Below are 14,802 nucleotides of genomic sequence, written 5' to 3'. Positions count from 1 at the left end.
CCCGACTCTTATCATTTGAGGTGAAACGATATGCAAAAACTTCCACTATGGGTGCGAAAAATGCGTGCAAATGGCGTGCATCTTTTCACGGCTACAGGAGCCGTGTGGGGATTTTTGACGTTGCTCGCCATTTGGGATGGAAATATTAAACTCGCCATTGTGTATATCATCGTCGCGATGTTCGTGGATGGCTTCGATGGAATGCTGGCGCGTTGGTTTGACGTGAAGACCTATGCAACGTGGATCGATGGCGGTCTGCTCGATAATATCATTGACTATTTGAATTATGTGGTGGTTGCGTCTTTGTTGTTGATCAAAGTGCCTAACCTTGTGCCGCAAGGATTTGAAATGGCAGGCGCGATTTCCATGTTGTTGACTTCTGGTTTTCAGTTCACGCAGACCGATGCCAAGACTGATAACGAGACCTATTTCTTCAAGGGGTTTCCGTCTGTGTGGAATTTCCTTGTGTTGTATATGATGTTGTTGAAGTTAAATCCGTGGATCAACTTGGTGGTGTTAGTGATCTGCAATATCCTCGTGTTCGTGCCGATCAAGTTCTTGTATCCCAGTCGCAATAACCGCCTTCGCCGCTTCACGTTGGCATTTACGTATCTATACGGCGCAGTGGGAATCTGGGGATTATTGCAGTACCCTGATGTGCCTGCATGGGTAGCGCCTGCTTCGTTCTTGTATGTGGTGTATTATTTTGTCATGAGTATTTTTCCCAAATTGGGCGCCACCAAACAACCCGCGTAATGAGAATCGAAAAAGCCCTACAAGTCACAGATGAGATCTATGAGGCGGTATGCAGATTGGTCCCGTTTTTGGGAGCACATAAGCCGATACCGCCTCGCTCTGACTTGGCCATTTTAGTTGAGTCAGATGCATCCACTTTGCTGATCGCCCGCGCATCGGATGAAGATACTCGCATCGTCGGTATGCTCACGATTTCGATCTATCGTGTGCCCACAGGGATTCGGTCCATTGTGGAAGATGTGGTTGTGGATGCAGAGTATCGTGGCATGGGGATTGCAAAAGCGCTCTTACAGGATGCTATGGATGTTGCTCGGAAGGCGGGGGCGAGTGGTATTGCACTTACGTCCAATCCGCAAAGGGTGGAAGCGAACCAGTTGTATTTAGCGATGGGATTCAAGCGGCGTGAGACAAACGCATATTATTATGCGTTGTAATGGTTTGCAAATAGAGATCATTTCTCGCTAAACACCAATTGAATTGCAAAACAAGCAAGTATCATTGCGAACGCTTGTTGAATGCGTTTTATTGCTCTCGATGAATTCATCAAATACGCACTGACACTGCTTGATAAAATTCCATACAATGCGAACACGATAAATGTTATGCCCATGAAGACAGCACTAAGCATTATCATTTCCAAAGTTGGCGAAGATGAATTTTTAGAGACGAAAAGCGGCAAGAAAGCGAAGAAAAAGATCGTTAATTTAGGATTTAACAGATTGATTGCAATTGCTTTGGCTATTATTTGCGACACGCTGGTCTCTGCGTTTTTCTTGTTGAGCTCAAGCGTGCCTGCTTCGCGCCACATGTTCCATGCAAGATAAAGCAAATACGCAGATCCCGCTAATTTTATGACGGAGAAGACTTGCGCACTCATGTTCAGTATTGCTGAGAGTCCTAAGACAGTTGCTAGGATATGCGGAATAATTCCAAGTGTGCAACCAACGGCAGCAGCAAGACTGGCTCGCCATTTGAGAGTTATTCCAGTGGTAATTGTGTAAACAGCTCCTGTTCCTGGAATTAACACAACAATTAGTGAAGCGAGAAGGAATTCAGGTTTGAACATTTTCTACCTCTCGTAAACTTATTTTATGAAACTGAAGTTATCTTTGTTGGGTAACAACTTTTAACAACTCTTCATTGATCAGATTACCGTTTTGATCCACGAGACCAAAATCCATTTTTTTGTAGCTCCAATATGCATATCCAATTTTGTACTCATTTAGGACGTCAATAAAATCTCGTGCCCAGTTGATGCGGGTTTGCATAGGCGCCAGATCAATAGTGCCAAATTCACCACAATAGAGTGACTTATTTTCTTGTTCCATAAATTGTTTTGCATGTTTTAACATATCAACAAGGAACTGCCGATCTAGTTGGCGAGCAAAGGAGTGTTCGTATCTGGGGATATGAACGGGGTAGTGTGTTTTTAAAAATTGAGCCAACTCAGGAACTTCGCCTGGATAGTTAGCAGTGTAGCTGAACTGTTCCATCTCTACTACCCAATACGCTTTCTGGTGGGTTACTACTAACGGCTCATAAAAGTGGAAGGTATGTAGTAAGTTTGAATCAGGGTTTGTATGAATATTGGACAACTCATTTACCGCATTGTAGTTATTCCCTCCGATAATGATCAAGCGGTGGGCATCGATTTCCCGTATGTGATTGATAATCTGTTGGGCTAAATTATTCCACGGCTCACTATCTGGTAATACCATTTCATTAAGTAGTTCAAAAGCCAGGACATCTTCGGCCTGACCAAGGTACCGGCGAGTGAGAGCCACCCATAAGTTGATGAAACGTTGTTGCATGGATGGTTCTGTAAACAAGGTGTTGATTTCTTTCATTTCGGCTTCCAGAGTGTTAGTAAAGCTAAAACCTGGAGCTTTGTGCATGTCGAAAATCACACGTAGTCCATTATCTTGGCACCAAGTCAGGCAGTTGTCGAGATATGCAAAACCAGATTCGTGATATGTGCCAGGGTTGGTATCGTCTTCAAGAATTGGGTAATCGATTGGTAAACGAATATGGTCAAAGCCCCAGTCCGCAATTTGACGAATATCGTCTTTTGTAATGAAAGTATCAAAATGATGACGATCAAATTCTTTATATTGAGAAATCCACCCTCCTAAGTTAATGCCAATTTTCAATGATTCTTTTTTCATAACTTTACCCTTTTCTTATTTTTTTCAGAAATATATTCAACTTACCATGGCTTTTCGCAACACCCAGATTCCGCAAGTCAGCCACCATACTATGCTAAGTAGCATCAAAATTACAAAGACATTAATAAGGGCTTCACGACCTGTAAAAGTCATTACGATTCCTAAAGCCAATCCTGAAATACCCAAGAGAACACCATACCAACCTAACCATCGAGGGTAGGTAGAACTATGAATCATGCCGATACCAAAAAACGTGAAAGCCAGCCAATTTACCATTACATTCATGGGAAATGTTCCCCGTCCAAAACCAGCGGGTGATAGCACCGTGACAACACTATAGGCTATATCCTTGCTGGCGGCGGGTGATGCAAGCCAGTTGGTGATCGCTGCCGGGTAGGATATATCTAAAGTCATGCCCATTGTCCAGAGAGTAACCCCTATCAAATGAAAATAAAAACCCAGGCGAACCCACACAGCGCCCTCAAGTCTGACTGAGTGGTAAATTCCCGATATGCCAATCAGTATTGCCCAAAAGCCAAATGTTAGCAGGAGAGCACAGCCCTGTAACAATGTCGCTTGCTCAGCATATACTTTCTGTTGAGCTAATACATCACTTAGGTCAGATGCGCGTGGGAGTAGGAGACTCCCTAGAACGAGCAGAAACGCTCCAACCACAAAGCCAATGCCGCTTACTTTTTGATGCAGGTTGTCTTGAGTTATGCTTTGTTTATCCAACATAATTTGTTTTTTCCATGTTGACCATATTATTATAGTTGACCGACGGCTTAAGTAGCGGGTTCGTTAACTTACTTCTACCACACCTCTTCTATGATTTCCTTTAGCTTCGGCCCAATTAACTCATATCCTTTGCCATTCAAATGTAAACCGTCTGGCATGATCTCTGTATTTACATTTCCCTGTTCGTTTGTCAGCATTGCACCAATATCTTTGAATATGACTTCAGTGTCAACATACTCCGCAGCCAACTGCTGATTGATATCGATGATTTTCTGCCCGTAATTTATCCCTGCCTCAGCGCTGTTCCTTGGGAATAGCCCGAGAACAACGACCTTGGCGTTCACGAGCTTTCCCTGAATGATCTCGACGATCTCTTTGATTCCATTCACGATCATTGCTTCTGTATCTTTGTCAAGATTATTTGTCCCAGCTAACAACAGAATTACTTTTGGGTGCAGGCCTTCCAGTTCCCCATGTAATACGCGCCACTTGATATTCTCCAGATAGTCTCCACCGACGCCCAAATTTGCTGGATGATACGTGGCAAAATATTTAGTCCATATGTCGATGTAGTCTTCCCATCTTCTGGTCAATGAGTCGCCGAGGAATACTAATTGAATATCATCATCCTTAATTCCCAAGATCTTGTTATGCTTTGCGATATGATGCTCGTCCGTGCGCATGATGGCTTCCAAGTTTGTTCTCCTTGTTCATGCTATGTTGCCCAGCGGATGGCGTTACCTGCGCTGGGGCGGGGACGGCGAAGCCGTCCAGCCAGAAAAAAGATAAGGCGTGAAAAACTGCTTGGGATGTGCGCAGAATCCCCAGCGTCAGGTAGTATCTTTAAGAAGGACATGGCAGATCGATGTCGGGTAGGTCCGTGGAGACCGTCGTGCAGCAGGATCGCCATGTCCTATCGTCGGGAGAGCCCGAACAGTTGAAAGGTCTCAAAGACCGAATACTAGCGTGGGCTCAACTCCATTATACGGATTGGAGAAACAAATGACAACTAGTAGCGGAAAGTTCGTCGGGATCGATGTTGCCAAAGACAAATTAGATGTTGTGGTGATGGGGGAAGCGAAAGCCAGCCAAGTCAACAATGATGGAAAAGGGATCGCCAACCTGATCAAGCAGATGCAGAAACTGCAACCAGAGTTGATCGTGGTAGAAGCGACTGGTGGTTACCAACGGGCAGTGGTGGATGCCCTGTTTCGCTGTGGGTTGGCGGTGGCAGTGGTGAACCCGTCACGAGTGAGACAGTTCGCGCGTGCCTGCGGACTGCTGGCCAAGACGGACAAACTGGATGCGCAAGTGCTGGCGGTGTTTGGGGAGCGGGTGAAGCCAAGGCTGTATGAGGGGAAAGATGAGAAGGAGCGGGAACTGAGCGGCATGTTAGTGAGACGTAGGCAGTTGGAAGAGATGCTGAAGGCGGAAAAGAACCGTTTACGGACAGTTCAGACGAATGTGCAGGGGTTCAGTTGAACGGATCATTACTGTCTTACAAGCGGAGAAGAAGGAAATGGATAAACAGATCGAGCAGTTCGTGAACAAACAGAGTGAGTGGCAGGAAGAGAGTGCCATCCTAAGTAGTGCTCCTGGCGTGGGACCCGTAACAACCGCCACCTTATTGGCAGACCTGCCAGAGTTGGGCAAGCTGGATGGGAAGAAGATTGCGGCATTAGTGGGCGTGGCGCCGATGAACCACGATAGCGGGAAGAAACGTGGTTATCGTAAGACCAAAGGTGGGCGAACCAATGTGCGGAGTGTGTTGTATATGGCGACGTTGGTGGCGTGTCGATACAATCCATTGATCAAGGCACAGTATGAGAACTTGTTGAAACGAGGCAAGGAGAAGAAGGTGGCGATCACAGCTTGTATGCGGAAGTTTCTGGTAATTCTCAATGCTATGATGCGAGATCAACAACCCTTCCGATACTCGCCTGTGGCTTGATTCCTTTCATTTGATCCAAAAAAACAGCAACTGCCTTGACACACAAGACAGTTGCTGCACGCTTTGTTAGCCAGCATTGTACGGATACTTAGCTGTCCTTTTCGGAATCATTTGTTTTCTTTGCGAATTTTGAAGCAAAAAGGGATTTAAATATATTAGGGATTTGCTTCAAGAATTCATAAATAATTGATGATAGGATAGAGGCAATAATACCCAAACCGAGTGCTACCCTCAAATCTGGTGTGGACTGTTTCGTTGATGATACCTTTTTGATTTCCTTTATCCCTAATATTCGTCCATCAACAACGAGTTTGTTTGGTAGAGCATCACCATTGCTTCCAATTATTATGAAACTAAAAGTTACGGTATCACCTTGATTTAGCAAAGCGGCGCTAGCTTGAGCAACTTGTTCAGATACTTTTGTTATTGTCATTCCTACATTAGCTGGTTCGGATGAAACAACCGTTGCGTCTAATAACTTATATTCTGCTGGAAAGGAAAATGAAAGTGGTCGGCTAAAGTCAGTTTCGGAAATTGGTTGGTTGCCAGTATTTTCAATTTGCACCTGGATGAGTAAGGCTTTATCAATGGGCGCACCCTTGTAGAGCACCTGAATATCTTTAACGGCTTCTGGTTTAACATCAACCAAAGAGACAGGGGGGTTGATAGTTACTTGCAATCCCTTTTTAGCTTGTCCGAGAAAGAAAACATTATAGGTCGCAAATATTGCTATCAATGCAAGCAATGTACTAGCAAATTGCCAGAAGTAGTTACGAATTGTTTTCATCTACATTCTTTCTGTGTCGTTTTGCTTAAGCTGGCTAACGGTTTGCGTTACCTGCGCTGGGGCGGGGACGGCGAAGCCGTCCAGCCAGAAAAATGATAAGGCGTAGAAAACTGCTTGAGATTGCCGCAGAATCCCCAGCGTCAGGTGCACGCTTTGTTGGGCGCATTTTTTACGAGAAGCCAATAGGTTTTTATGAACTACCTATAGGCGGTATTTCCTTATCAGGAATTGCCAAGATTTGCTTATCCATATTTTCTCGAGCACTTTCTAGTTCTGCCTTTGTTAAGCGTGGTGACCAGATTTTATATAAATCTACAATACTTTGATAATGTGGATATACATTACTTGACCTTAGCCAACTAAGGACATCGTATTTAGATGCAACAGTTGAGCAATATGTCCGTCCTATGATAGAAAAACCTAGCTTTTCATCGGCTACACCTGTAACAAAAGCACAAGATATACTTTGAAGTTCGTTTAAAGCGGGCAGGACGGAATCCATGTTTAGTCGTTTCGCGGTGTCTGGTAAATATTTAGGTTCAATGGAATTTCTTGTAAAATCTCCAGTTGGACCATCATATCCTGGGATGCCTTTTTGAGTGCGTTCATGAAACATTACGTTTGCCAAAGCAATGTATTGCGACAAATAACGAGACGCGTACTCGATTGCCTTTTCCTTGGCAGCGCGTTCATTTCTTGTTTGCATGTCTTTTTTCATGATGCGAATTTGTTGCAATCCATAAATTGCAGCAACACAAACAATGACCCCGCTGAGTAAATTAAATAATTCTACCCATTCTCGAACACTTTGAAAAAGAGGATTTGAATTCATATATACCTTTTATGTATTCTATTGTGCTATGCGCCCAACGGCAAGCGTTACTTGCGGGTGGGCGGGCGTGGATAAAACATCGAGAGCAGGATTCTGCTTGGGTGTAGAAAAATGCTCGAAAATGCCGCAGAATCCCACCCGTCAAGTGCACGCTTTGTTAGGCGGGCTTTTTTGCAAGAAACCTTTTCTTTAGGTATTCTTGACTGTAATTTTCAAGTAGATTCTCTTGCAACAAACGAGCCACTACATTTTCGCAGAAATACACATATAGTTCATAGTGTCGTTGAGTATTTTCTCGAACTTGCGGCATACCATCTTTCAGTAGCGTCTGTATTTGTTTCAATTCTTCTTTATCTTTAACTAACTCGATAGCATGCTCGTCAATATTATCTAACGACACATCATCGTCAATTAATTGCTGGAGAAACTCAATAAGAGATTTTGTTTTTTGAATAGGTTCGTCAACTGAAGTAATGTCTCCCATTGCTATCCAAGCGTTAAGCGTAATATTGATTATCAGAAAGACGAGTTGTATTTCACCTATAGATTTTTCTTCAACGATTTGTTTGCATTTTTTCTCAAAAACATTATAGGAAACTTCGTCTATTCTTAATTCGCCAAGAGTCTCTTTCTCGCTTGTGCTTTCTCTGTATCTAGGCTTTATGATGAACTCGTACGCCCAATGTAGTATTTCGTCTCTCTTTTTGACATCTAAACCATCAAGGCATTCGAATAAATATTTAATTGAGTTAAATTGTAGCCCTTTCATATACAGTAAATGGGCAGGATGCAAGATTTGGATAAAGGGGAATTCGCCGACTATTCGATACTTTTTGAGCAATTGCGAATATCCTATTGCCATTTTTTCAAGGTGTGGCTTTTCCCAAAACCTTATTTTAAATTTAGGACGATTATTCCTTTCGTAACTTACCAAACTATCTTTTGCTGGATTCGACAAAAAATTAGAAGCAATAATCAAAACTTTATCTGGGCTTTCTGCTGTTGCCCATGCTAATATGCCCTGTATTTTGGTGGGAGGAACACCTTCGGTGTAATGCTTGCACTCCACAAACCAAGTTTCAAAAGATTTATTCCCATCTATGTCTGTTACTTCTAATTTACATTCAATATCTCGTCCGCTATCGGATGGACTTGACGAAAGCCCAGTTCCTTTCCGCCAAGATATGTTGACAAATCCAAGTTCGCCAAGTAAATCGAAACAAAAATTTTCGAATTCTGTTGGAGTAAGATGGTCTAAAGAAAATGGTTTCATAGTATTTTCTATCTTTTTTCACGAATTGCGGACAGCCCGCCTAACGGCTTGCGTTACCCGCGGGTGGGCGGGACGAGAAAACGCCATTTTGCCGGGATCAACTTCAAGCCACGCAAACTGCCTGAAAACGCGGCGACTCCCACCCGTCGGGTGCACGCTGTGTTGGGCTGCATTCTAAATCCTTGATGCAACCTGATTTTCACCAGGTTCATCCCCATCGAAATAAATGTCAAAACCTACTCCTACATTCAATTCAGCCAATCTTTTCATGATCTCTGCATCCAACATTGGACCACCATGTCCAAACGCTGATACCCAGAAACAGGATATTTTCATTTCAGAACCTTCTGATTGTAACTGGCGAATAAATTCTGATTTACCTTCTATTTGGTCAATGAGCCAACTAATATGTCGCCTGATATCTTTTGACTGAAGCTTGGTTTCCGATTCTAGAAACCATGCGGTCGGCCACTCTCTCGTACCTTGCCTTTGTAGATTTCTCCTTTTACTTGTGTCCTGGAAGGTTGTATGCCCAGTTTTGTAGAAAGCGTATTTGGATCATAGGAGTCAGGAAGATAGACACACAATGTCGCGTGTGTCGAGTGGCATGTTGGATATGAATCATTGTAGGCGAAGAGGGAGTTTTGTTCAATCGAATTCATTGATGATAGTCCGAAGACAAATATGACGAAGGGGTCTTGGTATTCAATATGCTGTTCGCAGCCCAACGGTTTGCGTTACCTGCGCTGGGGCGGGGACGGCGAAGCCGTCCAACTGGAAAAATGAAAAGGCGTAGAAAAATGCTTGGGATGTGCGCAGAATCCCCAGCGTCAGGTGCACGCTTTGTTGGCTTGCTTTTATGGTTGCGAAGAACTTAAATCTTTACCTAAAATTATTCCTGTCAAAGAAACATTTTGACCGCTCATTGAAAATCCTTTTACAAAGTTGCTAATCAAAAGAGCATATTTTTCTTTATCTACTTGACTAAAATCGTAATAATGACCACCATCAATATCTGTGATTTTCTTAATAGATAGTGCGTCCCATTGTTCGTTTATTGTGTCGCTTAATCCACTTTCTACATCGAACACCATCATAATATTCATACTATCCCCTTTTTCAAAATCTCTCAAGGCTATTACATAATCTCCAAAGTCTGATGGTGGCGGTGTAGGTAATGAGCGTCCCCAGTATGGGTCGTTTACTATCCCGACAAAATCTTTATATCCAAATTCAACCAGATTAATTTGAGGAGATTTTTGAAGTGTTATAAAAAAATTACTTTCCTCAATATCGGCGGGTCCAGAATTTTGCAAAGAAACTGTTACATTCCATCTCTGCCCGAAATCAGAAATTCTTGTGGGGACAACATCTATTGACACTCTAACAGATGATAACTCTTGTGAATTTGTGTAATCGAATATGAAAAGCGTTAAGTAAATTGTGACAACAAGAGAAGCCAAGCCTATTAAATTTCCAAAGTGCGAAGAACCAAAACCTTTCCAAAGGTTTTTTGATATTTTGGCAATGCTATCTTTGGGAATGGAAATGATTTTGCGTTTCATTGTTTTCACTTTGTTGTGCAAGGGGCAAGCCAACGGTGTGCGTTACCCGCGGGTGGGCGGGACGAGATAACGCCATTTTGACGGAACCAACTTCAAGCCACGCAAACTGCCTGAAAACGCGCAGACTCCCACCCGTCGGGTGCACGCTGTGTTGGCTGGCTTTTATGGACGCGAGACTCATTGGTTGTAAACTAACCTGCCCATAAATCTGCTTGATTTTGAATGTAACTTTGATTTCCGCAACGAACTAAAACCTTTACTCAAATAACTCTCTTTTCAAAACTACAAAAAACTGAACACCGATTTTGAGGATTACCTAAAGCGTAACACCAAATTGCAGATCAAGTTGATTAACCATCAATTTTTCTTAGAGTGAGTTAGGTTTGGAAATTGAGGACTGAGCAAATACTCTTTTGTCCTTCTTATTGTCACAAATTGGGCAAACCCAAATCTTATCGTCTTTTGAAAGCATTACTTCGGGAGGAAAATGGGCACGACAAATCTCGTACTTTAATTTGTTTGCTGTTTCGGCTTCAGCAATTTTCAACTCTCTGTACGCTCGCTCGTATGCCGCTTCAGCGTCTGCCTTATGCGCGTTATCTGGTAAAAGACTTATCGCTTGCTTCAAGGCAGCGAGAGCGGAACTAAACAAACCTATTCCCTTTGACAATGTATCTATGTCCATTTTTTCTCCAAATATTGAACTTTGGCGTACTTTTGCTATGAGCGAGCCAGCCAACGGTTTGCGTTACCCGCGCTGGGGCGGGCGGCGGAACGCCGTCCGACTGGAAAAATGATAAGGCGTAGAAAAATGCTTGGAATCGCGCCAGAATCCCCAGCGTCGGGTGCACGCTTTGTTAGGCGCATTTTATGAACGCCAGATTCGTTTGCTGATATAAAGCACATTATATATCCAACACATAGACATATCCTTTGTTGTCTGGACGATCCTCAAATTTAACGCCAAAGTTAGTTAAGTAATTGGACATTAGAACTACACCGTCTTTCAAGTCCGTTTCTGCATTTTCATACTTTGTTTTGAAATAATCCATCAACGCCAGAGTTTTTTCATCTACAAAAGAGGTGGTTGGTATATCTATATCTCTGTATTCATCGTGATGTTGATGGTATGTGGCGAATCCATGAACTGTTGATATTGATATTACATTCACAGTTTCAATGACGCTATTCCAGTACAAGTTAACATCCCCGTGATTCCTGAATTTCTCAATCTCTGATTTAACTTGTGCGTAATATACAGGGTGAGTTTCAGGATTTAAATAATTAAGAAATCCGTTTTTGTTATATTCTTTCCATGTGTCAGTTGGTGGATTAAAAAGCCGTTCAGTGATGTGAAATGAAAATCTATCAGCCATATACTCATCGAATAAAGTATAAAGATTTTCTAGATAATTTTCTAAAGCAAATGAATTTTTAGGGATTTTAGGGAATCTGCTTTTATTCATAATATGAGTAAATTCATGAGTCAAAATAAAGCAACGTACCATTATGTCAAAAACGGCAAGATAAATGAAAGGGGCTAAAACAATGATTATGCCATCTTTGCCTTCTATTATTTTAGCAGCGGCGGTGATTTTCTCGTTTTCCAACCCCCGTTGAAATTTATACCCATCTTCTTCTGAAAGTTCTCTAACTTTGGCTTCAAAATCTGCTGGCACTATGATTTGACTTATATTTAACGGCGGTTCCATAGATTCGGCGACAACAAGCAAGTAATCCAATTCTTCAGTTATTTGTTGTTGTATTTCCTTGTTGTCTATTTCAACTTCTATTTTCATTGTTTTACAAATATCCCTGACTTCAAGAGATGCGCCTAACGGTTTGCGTTACCTGCGTGTGGGCGGGCGTGGACAATGCTTGAGATGTAGAAAAAACTCGAAGCCAGAAAAATGCTTGTAAACCGCGCAGACTCCCACACGTCAGGTGCACGCGGTGTTAGCCCGTTTTTACTAATCACTTTCATCTTCTTCGTATACTACTTCTATATCCTTGACGAAAATATGACCGCTTTGAGGGGGCGCATTATCTGCATAGACGTCCCATATGATCTTCAAGTCGCCATGTTTTTCTTTATCAAATCCTTCAAAAATGTCCCAATCCCACCCGAAAGATAAATTAGGTAATATCGGGTCAAACCATGAAGTGCCATATTGATTTACCCCGAACGGTTCTGCTTTGAGAACATCACGTCGAGTATTACTTTTAGACCACTCAACGTATTTTACGCCGTCTATTTCTTCAAAATCATCAGCGTTTTTGTAATCAAACCTAAGTTCATCTGTTGGTATAAGCGGCGCTGGAATACGAACAAAACAATTAACATATTGAGCAAAAACCTTGCCAGAATTAACCGCCCTAATAATTAATTCCCATTTGCGTTTCTTAGGATTTTCTTCTAGTGATAAGGTTCCTGAAAGCATACGAAAACTATTCTCATAATAAAGTGTTGATTTGGCAATAAACTCTAGTTGGATTTTGGGGTATGACCTTCGTCCAAAAATATCCGTAACCAATCTGTGACTTATTGGTTTAGATTTCCCCCCTACGCGGATGTAATATCTATTGTCTATAGCTTGATGGGGGGCTTGTTCACTGTCTGGTATTTCAATAACAAATACAGCCCTTCCTTCGGCTATCTGTGATGAACTGCCTTTTCCTTGTATTGCATAAACATTGAATGAACTTAATGGAAAATCAACCAGAGTTGGAATAATGTCTTCTAGCCATTCACGAGTATTGGGCTTTTTAATTGCAAGGTCAATTCCACCATCATCTATTTGCCATTTTTTATTTGGATTTGCGAGACCAAAAACTAAATTTCCGCCGCCACTGTTTGCAAAGGCTGAAATTGCCTTTGACATAATTGACTTGACATCATTCTCATCCACAGATGATAGCGTTAAATCCAGACCACGCCTGCCTTTTACTTCTAACCAGTCAAATTCGCCTATTGGCAGATTTAGTAAATATTCTTCATCCCAATCTTTTGGTTCTCGCATTTCATCTCTTATGTTTGATAATTTTTTGAGTGAGGGCTAACGGTTTGCGTTAGCGGCTTGTGGGTGGGCGTGGATTCTGCTCGGAAGCGGGAAAAACCCGAAGCCAGAAAAAGGCTTGAAAACCGCGCCGAGTCCCACAAGTCCGCTGCACGCTTTGTTGGGTGCGTAATTTTCAGATAACACCTTTTTGATTTCAAGGTAAGTAATGCCAATTTTCTTCGCCTGTAAAAAGCCATTTTCCATTGATTTTATTCATAATTAATTCAGGTCCCTGTAGAAAACTTGAAAAAGGAACTGTTACGGTATAAGTATTACGAGGGAAAACCGAAGCCTTATATCCGAAAGATGACACAAATTTCATAGAGTTTTGATTTGTTTCACAGCCATATACAAATGAGGACTTATTAAATTTCTCGGTGAACTGATTGAAGTTGGTAGCCTTTCTGTATTTTGGAGTGAAAAAATCATATGTGGAGGAATAATCTTTTTTTATGAGTGTTGAGCAGAAACTAGAATAAGCGGACTCAATTTGAAAAATCGTTGTAACCTTGATGGATAAACTGAAAACCGTGATAGCCAATGCACACAAGAGTATAACTTGATGAATCTTTTTTTCAACCTGAAAAAAGTTATGAAGATTTTTTAGGAATGCAATTTCTGCTCCAATAAAAGCCGCAATTAAGATGAAATCGCCACTTAACCAAAAAAGAAAAAATGCACCGCTTAAAATACTAAGGGGCAGGGCAGAGAAAAGACCAGACTCACCAGATATGGCAACAATAAACATTTCTAGAAATTCTTTTATCGAACCTAGTCCTAGAAATATCAAGGCTCCCCAAACACCTCCAGCGATAGTTTTGAAAATGAGCCTAGAAACTGAATGCACTTGTTTGTTTCCTTCCTGACCTAGCACCCAACGGCTTGCGTTACCCGCGGGTGGGCGGGACGAGAAAACGCCATTTTGCCGGGATCAACTTCAAGCCACGCAAACTGCCTGAAAACGCGGCGACTCCCACCCGTCGGGTGCACGCTGTGTTGGGCTGCATTCTAAATCCTTGATGCAACCTGATTTTCACCAGGTTCATCCCCATCGAAATAAATGTCAAAACCTACTCCTACATTCAATTCAGCCAATCTTTTCATGATCTCTGCATCCAACATTGGACCACCATGTCCAAACGCTGATACCCAGAAACAGGATATTTTCATTTCAGAACCTTCTGATTGTAACTGGCGAATAAATTCTGATTTACCTTCTATTTGGTCAATGAGCCAACTAATATGTCGCCTGATATCTTTTGACTGAAGCTTGGTTTCCGATTCTAGAAACCATGCGGTCGGCCACTCTCGTACCTTGCCTTTGTAGATTTCTCCTTTTACTTGTGTCCTGGAAGGTTGTATGCCCAGTTTTGTAGAAAGCGTATTTGGATCATAGGAGTCAGGAAGATAGACACACAATGTCGCGTGTGTCGAGTGGCATGTTGGATATGAATCATTGTAGGCGAAGAGGGAGTTTTGTTCAATCGAATTCATTGATGATAGTCCGAAGACAAATATGACGAAGGGGTCTTGGTATTCAATATGCTGTTCGCAGCCCAACGGTTTGCGTTACCCGCAAGTGGGCGGGCGTGGATAATGCTTGGGAGCAGGAAAAACTCGAAGCCAGAAAAATGCTTGAAAAACGCGCAGAATCCCACTTGTCGGGTGCACGCTTT

The 14,802-nt window shown here is 42.2% G+C and carries 16 protein-coding genes and 2 pseudogenes; 3 read left to right on the top strand and 15 right to left on the bottom strand.

Translation table 11 applies throughout. The features are described 5' to 3' along the window. Positions 1-30: 30 nt before the first annotated feature. Together IPP66_17760 and IPP66_17755 are read left to right on the top strand one after the other, a co-directional pair. Positions 31-756 (top strand): CDP-alcohol phosphatidyltransferase family protein, encoded by a 726-nt coding sequence (locus tag IPP66_17760; protein MBK9927117.1) that lies wholly within the window; start codon positions 31-33, stop codon positions 754-756. Beyond that, the gene (locus IPP66_17755; GenBank protein MBK9927116.1) at positions 756-1,190 is read left to right on the top strand and encodes a GNAT family N-acetyltransferase; all 435 of its coding nucleotides are present in this window, start codon (positions 756-758) and stop codon (positions 1,188-1,190) included. Before IPP66_17760 ends, IPP66_17755 begins: the two co-directional genes overlap by 1 nt. Before the next feature lie 17 nt (positions 1,191-1,207). Here IPP66_17755 and IPP66_17750 read toward each other — a convergent pair whose 3' ends face one another. From IPP66_17750 to IPP66_17730, 5 genes are all read right to left on the bottom strand, one after another. Next, complete coding sequence (locus IPP66_17750; protein MBK9927115.1) at positions 1,208-1,822, bottom strand: LysE family translocator; 615 nt, start codon at positions 1,820-1,822, stop codon at positions 1,208-1,210. Between the two features lie 37 nt (positions 1,823-1,859). Continuing rightward, positions 1,860-2,921 (bottom strand): glycoside hydrolase family 5 protein, encoded by a 1,062-nt coding sequence (locus tag IPP66_17745; protein ID MBK9927114.1) that lies wholly within the window; start codon positions 2,919-2,921, stop codon positions 1,860-1,862. Positions 2,922-2,957: 36 nt separating this feature from the next. Next, a complete protein-coding gene (locus IPP66_17740; protein ID MBK9927113.1) occupies positions 2,958-3,659 on the bottom strand; it encodes a hypothetical protein in 702 nt (233 codons plus the stop codon). 74 nt (positions 3,660-3,733) lie between these two features. Beyond that, entirely contained in the window at positions 3,734-4,354 is a 621-nt protein-coding gene (locus IPP66_17735) for a hypothetical protein (protein MBK9927112.1), read from the bottom strand. 20 nt (positions 4,355-4,374) lie between these two features. Next, positions 4,375-4,569: a hypothetical protein gene (locus IPP66_17730; protein ID MBK9927111.1), complete on the bottom strand. Its 195-nt coding sequence runs from the start codon at positions 4,567-4,569 to the stop codon at positions 4,375-4,377. 92 nt (positions 4,570-4,661) lie between these two features. Here IPP66_17730 and IPP66_17725 point away from each other — a divergent pair. Further along, positions 4,662-5,610, top strand: a pseudogene (locus IPP66_17725) (IS110 family transposase). Between the two features lie 88 nt (positions 5,611-5,698). On the opposite strand, the gene IPP66_17720 reads toward IPP66_17725, so the two are convergent. From IPP66_17720 to IPP66_17675, 10 genes and pseudogenes are all read right to left on the bottom strand, one after another. Continuing rightward, on the bottom strand, positions 5,699-6,397 hold the full coding sequence (locus tag IPP66_17720; GenBank protein MBK9927110.1) for a hypothetical protein: 699 nt from the start codon (positions 6,395-6,397) through the stop codon (positions 5,699-5,701). A 190-nt stretch (positions 6,398-6,587) separates the two neighbouring features. Then, complete coding sequence (locus tag IPP66_17715; protein MBK9927109.1) at positions 6,588-7,229, bottom strand: hypothetical protein; 642 nt, start codon at positions 7,227-7,229, stop codon at positions 6,588-6,590. Positions 7,230-7,386: 157 nt separating this feature from the next. Continuing rightward, positions 7,387-8,502, bottom strand: coding sequence for a restriction endonuclease (locus IPP66_17710; GenBank protein MBK9927108.1), 1,116 nt, complete (start codon positions 8,500-8,502; stop codon positions 7,387-7,389). A gap of 174 nt (positions 8,503-8,676) precedes the next feature. Then, positions 8,677-8,976, bottom strand: a pseudogene (locus IPP66_17705) (DUF4279 domain-containing protein). A 383-nt stretch (positions 8,977-9,359) separates the two neighbouring features. Then, positions 9,360-10,067, bottom strand: a complete 708-nt coding sequence (locus IPP66_17700) for a hypothetical protein (GenBank protein ID MBK9927107.1) — start codon at positions 10,065-10,067, stop codon at positions 9,360-9,362. A gap of 367 nt (positions 10,068-10,434) precedes the next feature. After that, the gene (locus tag IPP66_17695) at positions 10,435-10,752 is read right to left on the bottom strand and encodes a hypothetical protein (GenBank protein MBK9927106.1); all 318 of its coding nucleotides are present in this window, start codon (positions 10,750-10,752) and stop codon (positions 10,435-10,437) included. Positions 10,753-10,972: 220 nt separating this feature from the next. Continuing rightward, the gene (locus IPP66_17690; GenBank protein MBK9927105.1) at positions 10,973-11,866 is read right to left on the bottom strand and encodes a hypothetical protein; all 894 of its coding nucleotides are present in this window, start codon (positions 11,864-11,866) and stop codon (positions 10,973-10,975) included. A 171-nt stretch (positions 11,867-12,037) separates the two neighbouring features. Then, positions 12,038-13,087: an ATP-binding protein gene (locus IPP66_17685; GenBank protein MBK9927104.1), complete on the bottom strand. Its 1,050-nt coding sequence runs from the start codon at positions 13,085-13,087 to the stop codon at positions 12,038-12,040. Between the two features lie 193 nt (positions 13,088-13,280). After that, positions 13,281-13,973, bottom strand: a complete 693-nt coding sequence (locus IPP66_17680; protein MBK9927103.1) for a hypothetical protein — start codon at positions 13,971-13,973, stop codon at positions 13,281-13,283. Positions 13,974-14,134: 161 nt separating this feature from the next. Beyond that, complete coding sequence (locus IPP66_17675; protein MBK9927102.1) at positions 14,135-14,620, bottom strand: DUF4279 domain-containing protein; 486 nt, start codon at positions 14,618-14,620, stop codon at positions 14,135-14,137. Between the last annotated feature and the right edge of the window lie 182 nt (positions 14,621-14,802).

Source organism: Candidatus Defluviilinea proxima (assembly GCA_016721115.1).
Lineage (GTDB): Bacteria > Chloroflexota > Anaerolineae > Anaerolineales > Villigracilaceae > Defluviilinea > Defluviilinea proxima.
The sequence above is the reverse complement of the archived record's forward strand: the minus strand, read 5'-3'. Positions and strand labels throughout refer to the sequence as shown.

What these genes read in the sequence shown, in the direction of transcription:
- IPP66_17750 (MBK9927115.1), bottom strand. Translation starts at nt 1,822, where the DNA reads ATGTTCAAACCTGAATTCCTTCTCGCTTCACTAATTGTTGTGTTAATT.
- IPP66_17685 (MBK9927104.1), bottom strand. Translation starts at nt 13,087, where the DNA reads ATGCGAGAACCAAAAGATTGGGATGAAGAATATTTACTAAATCTGCCA.
- IPP66_17715 (MBK9927109.1), bottom strand. Translation starts at nt 7,229, where the DNA reads ATGAATTCAAATCCTCTTTTTCAAAGTGTTCGAGAATGGGTAGAATTA.
- IPP66_17730 (MBK9927111.1), bottom strand. Translation starts at nt 4,569, where the DNA reads ATGGCGATCCTGCTGCACGACGGTCTCCACGGACCTACCCGACATCGA.
- IPP66_17720 (MBK9927110.1), bottom strand. Translation starts at nt 6,397, where the DNA reads ATGAAAACAATTCGTAACTACTTCTGGCAATTTGCTAGTACATTGCTT.
- IPP66_17740 (MBK9927113.1), bottom strand. Translation starts at nt 3,659, where the DNA reads ATGTTGGATAAACAAAGCATAACTCAAGACAACCTGCATCAAAAAGTA.
- IPP66_17675 (MBK9927102.1), bottom strand. Translation starts at nt 14,620, where the DNA reads ATGAATTCGATTGAACAAAACTCCCTCTTCGCCTACAATGATTCATAT.
- IPP66_17700 (MBK9927107.1), bottom strand. Translation starts at nt 10,067, where the DNA reads ATGAAACGCAAAATCATTTCCATTCCCAAAGATAGCATTGCCAAAATA.
- IPP66_17760 (MBK9927117.1), top strand. Translation starts at nt 31, where the DNA reads ATGCAAAAACTTCCACTATGGGTGCGAAAAATGCGTGCAAATGGCGTG.
- IPP66_17695 (MBK9927106.1), bottom strand. Translation starts at nt 10,752, where the DNA reads ATGGACATAGATACATTGTCAAAGGGAATAGGTTTGTTTAGTTCCGCT.
- IPP66_17710 (MBK9927108.1), bottom strand. Translation starts at nt 8,502, where the DNA reads ATGAAACCATTTTCTTTAGACCATCTTACTCCAACAGAATTCGAAAAT.
- IPP66_17745 (MBK9927114.1), bottom strand. Translation starts at nt 2,921, where the DNA reads ATGAAAAAAGAATCATTGAAAATTGGCATTAACTTAGGAGGGTGGATT.
- IPP66_17755 (MBK9927116.1), top strand. Translation starts at nt 756, where the DNA reads ATGAGAATCGAAAAAGCCCTACAAGTCACAGATGAGATCTATGAGGCG.
- IPP66_17690 (MBK9927105.1), bottom strand. Translation starts at nt 11,866, where the DNA reads ATGAAAATAGAAGTTGAAATAGACAACAAGGAAATACAACAACAAATA.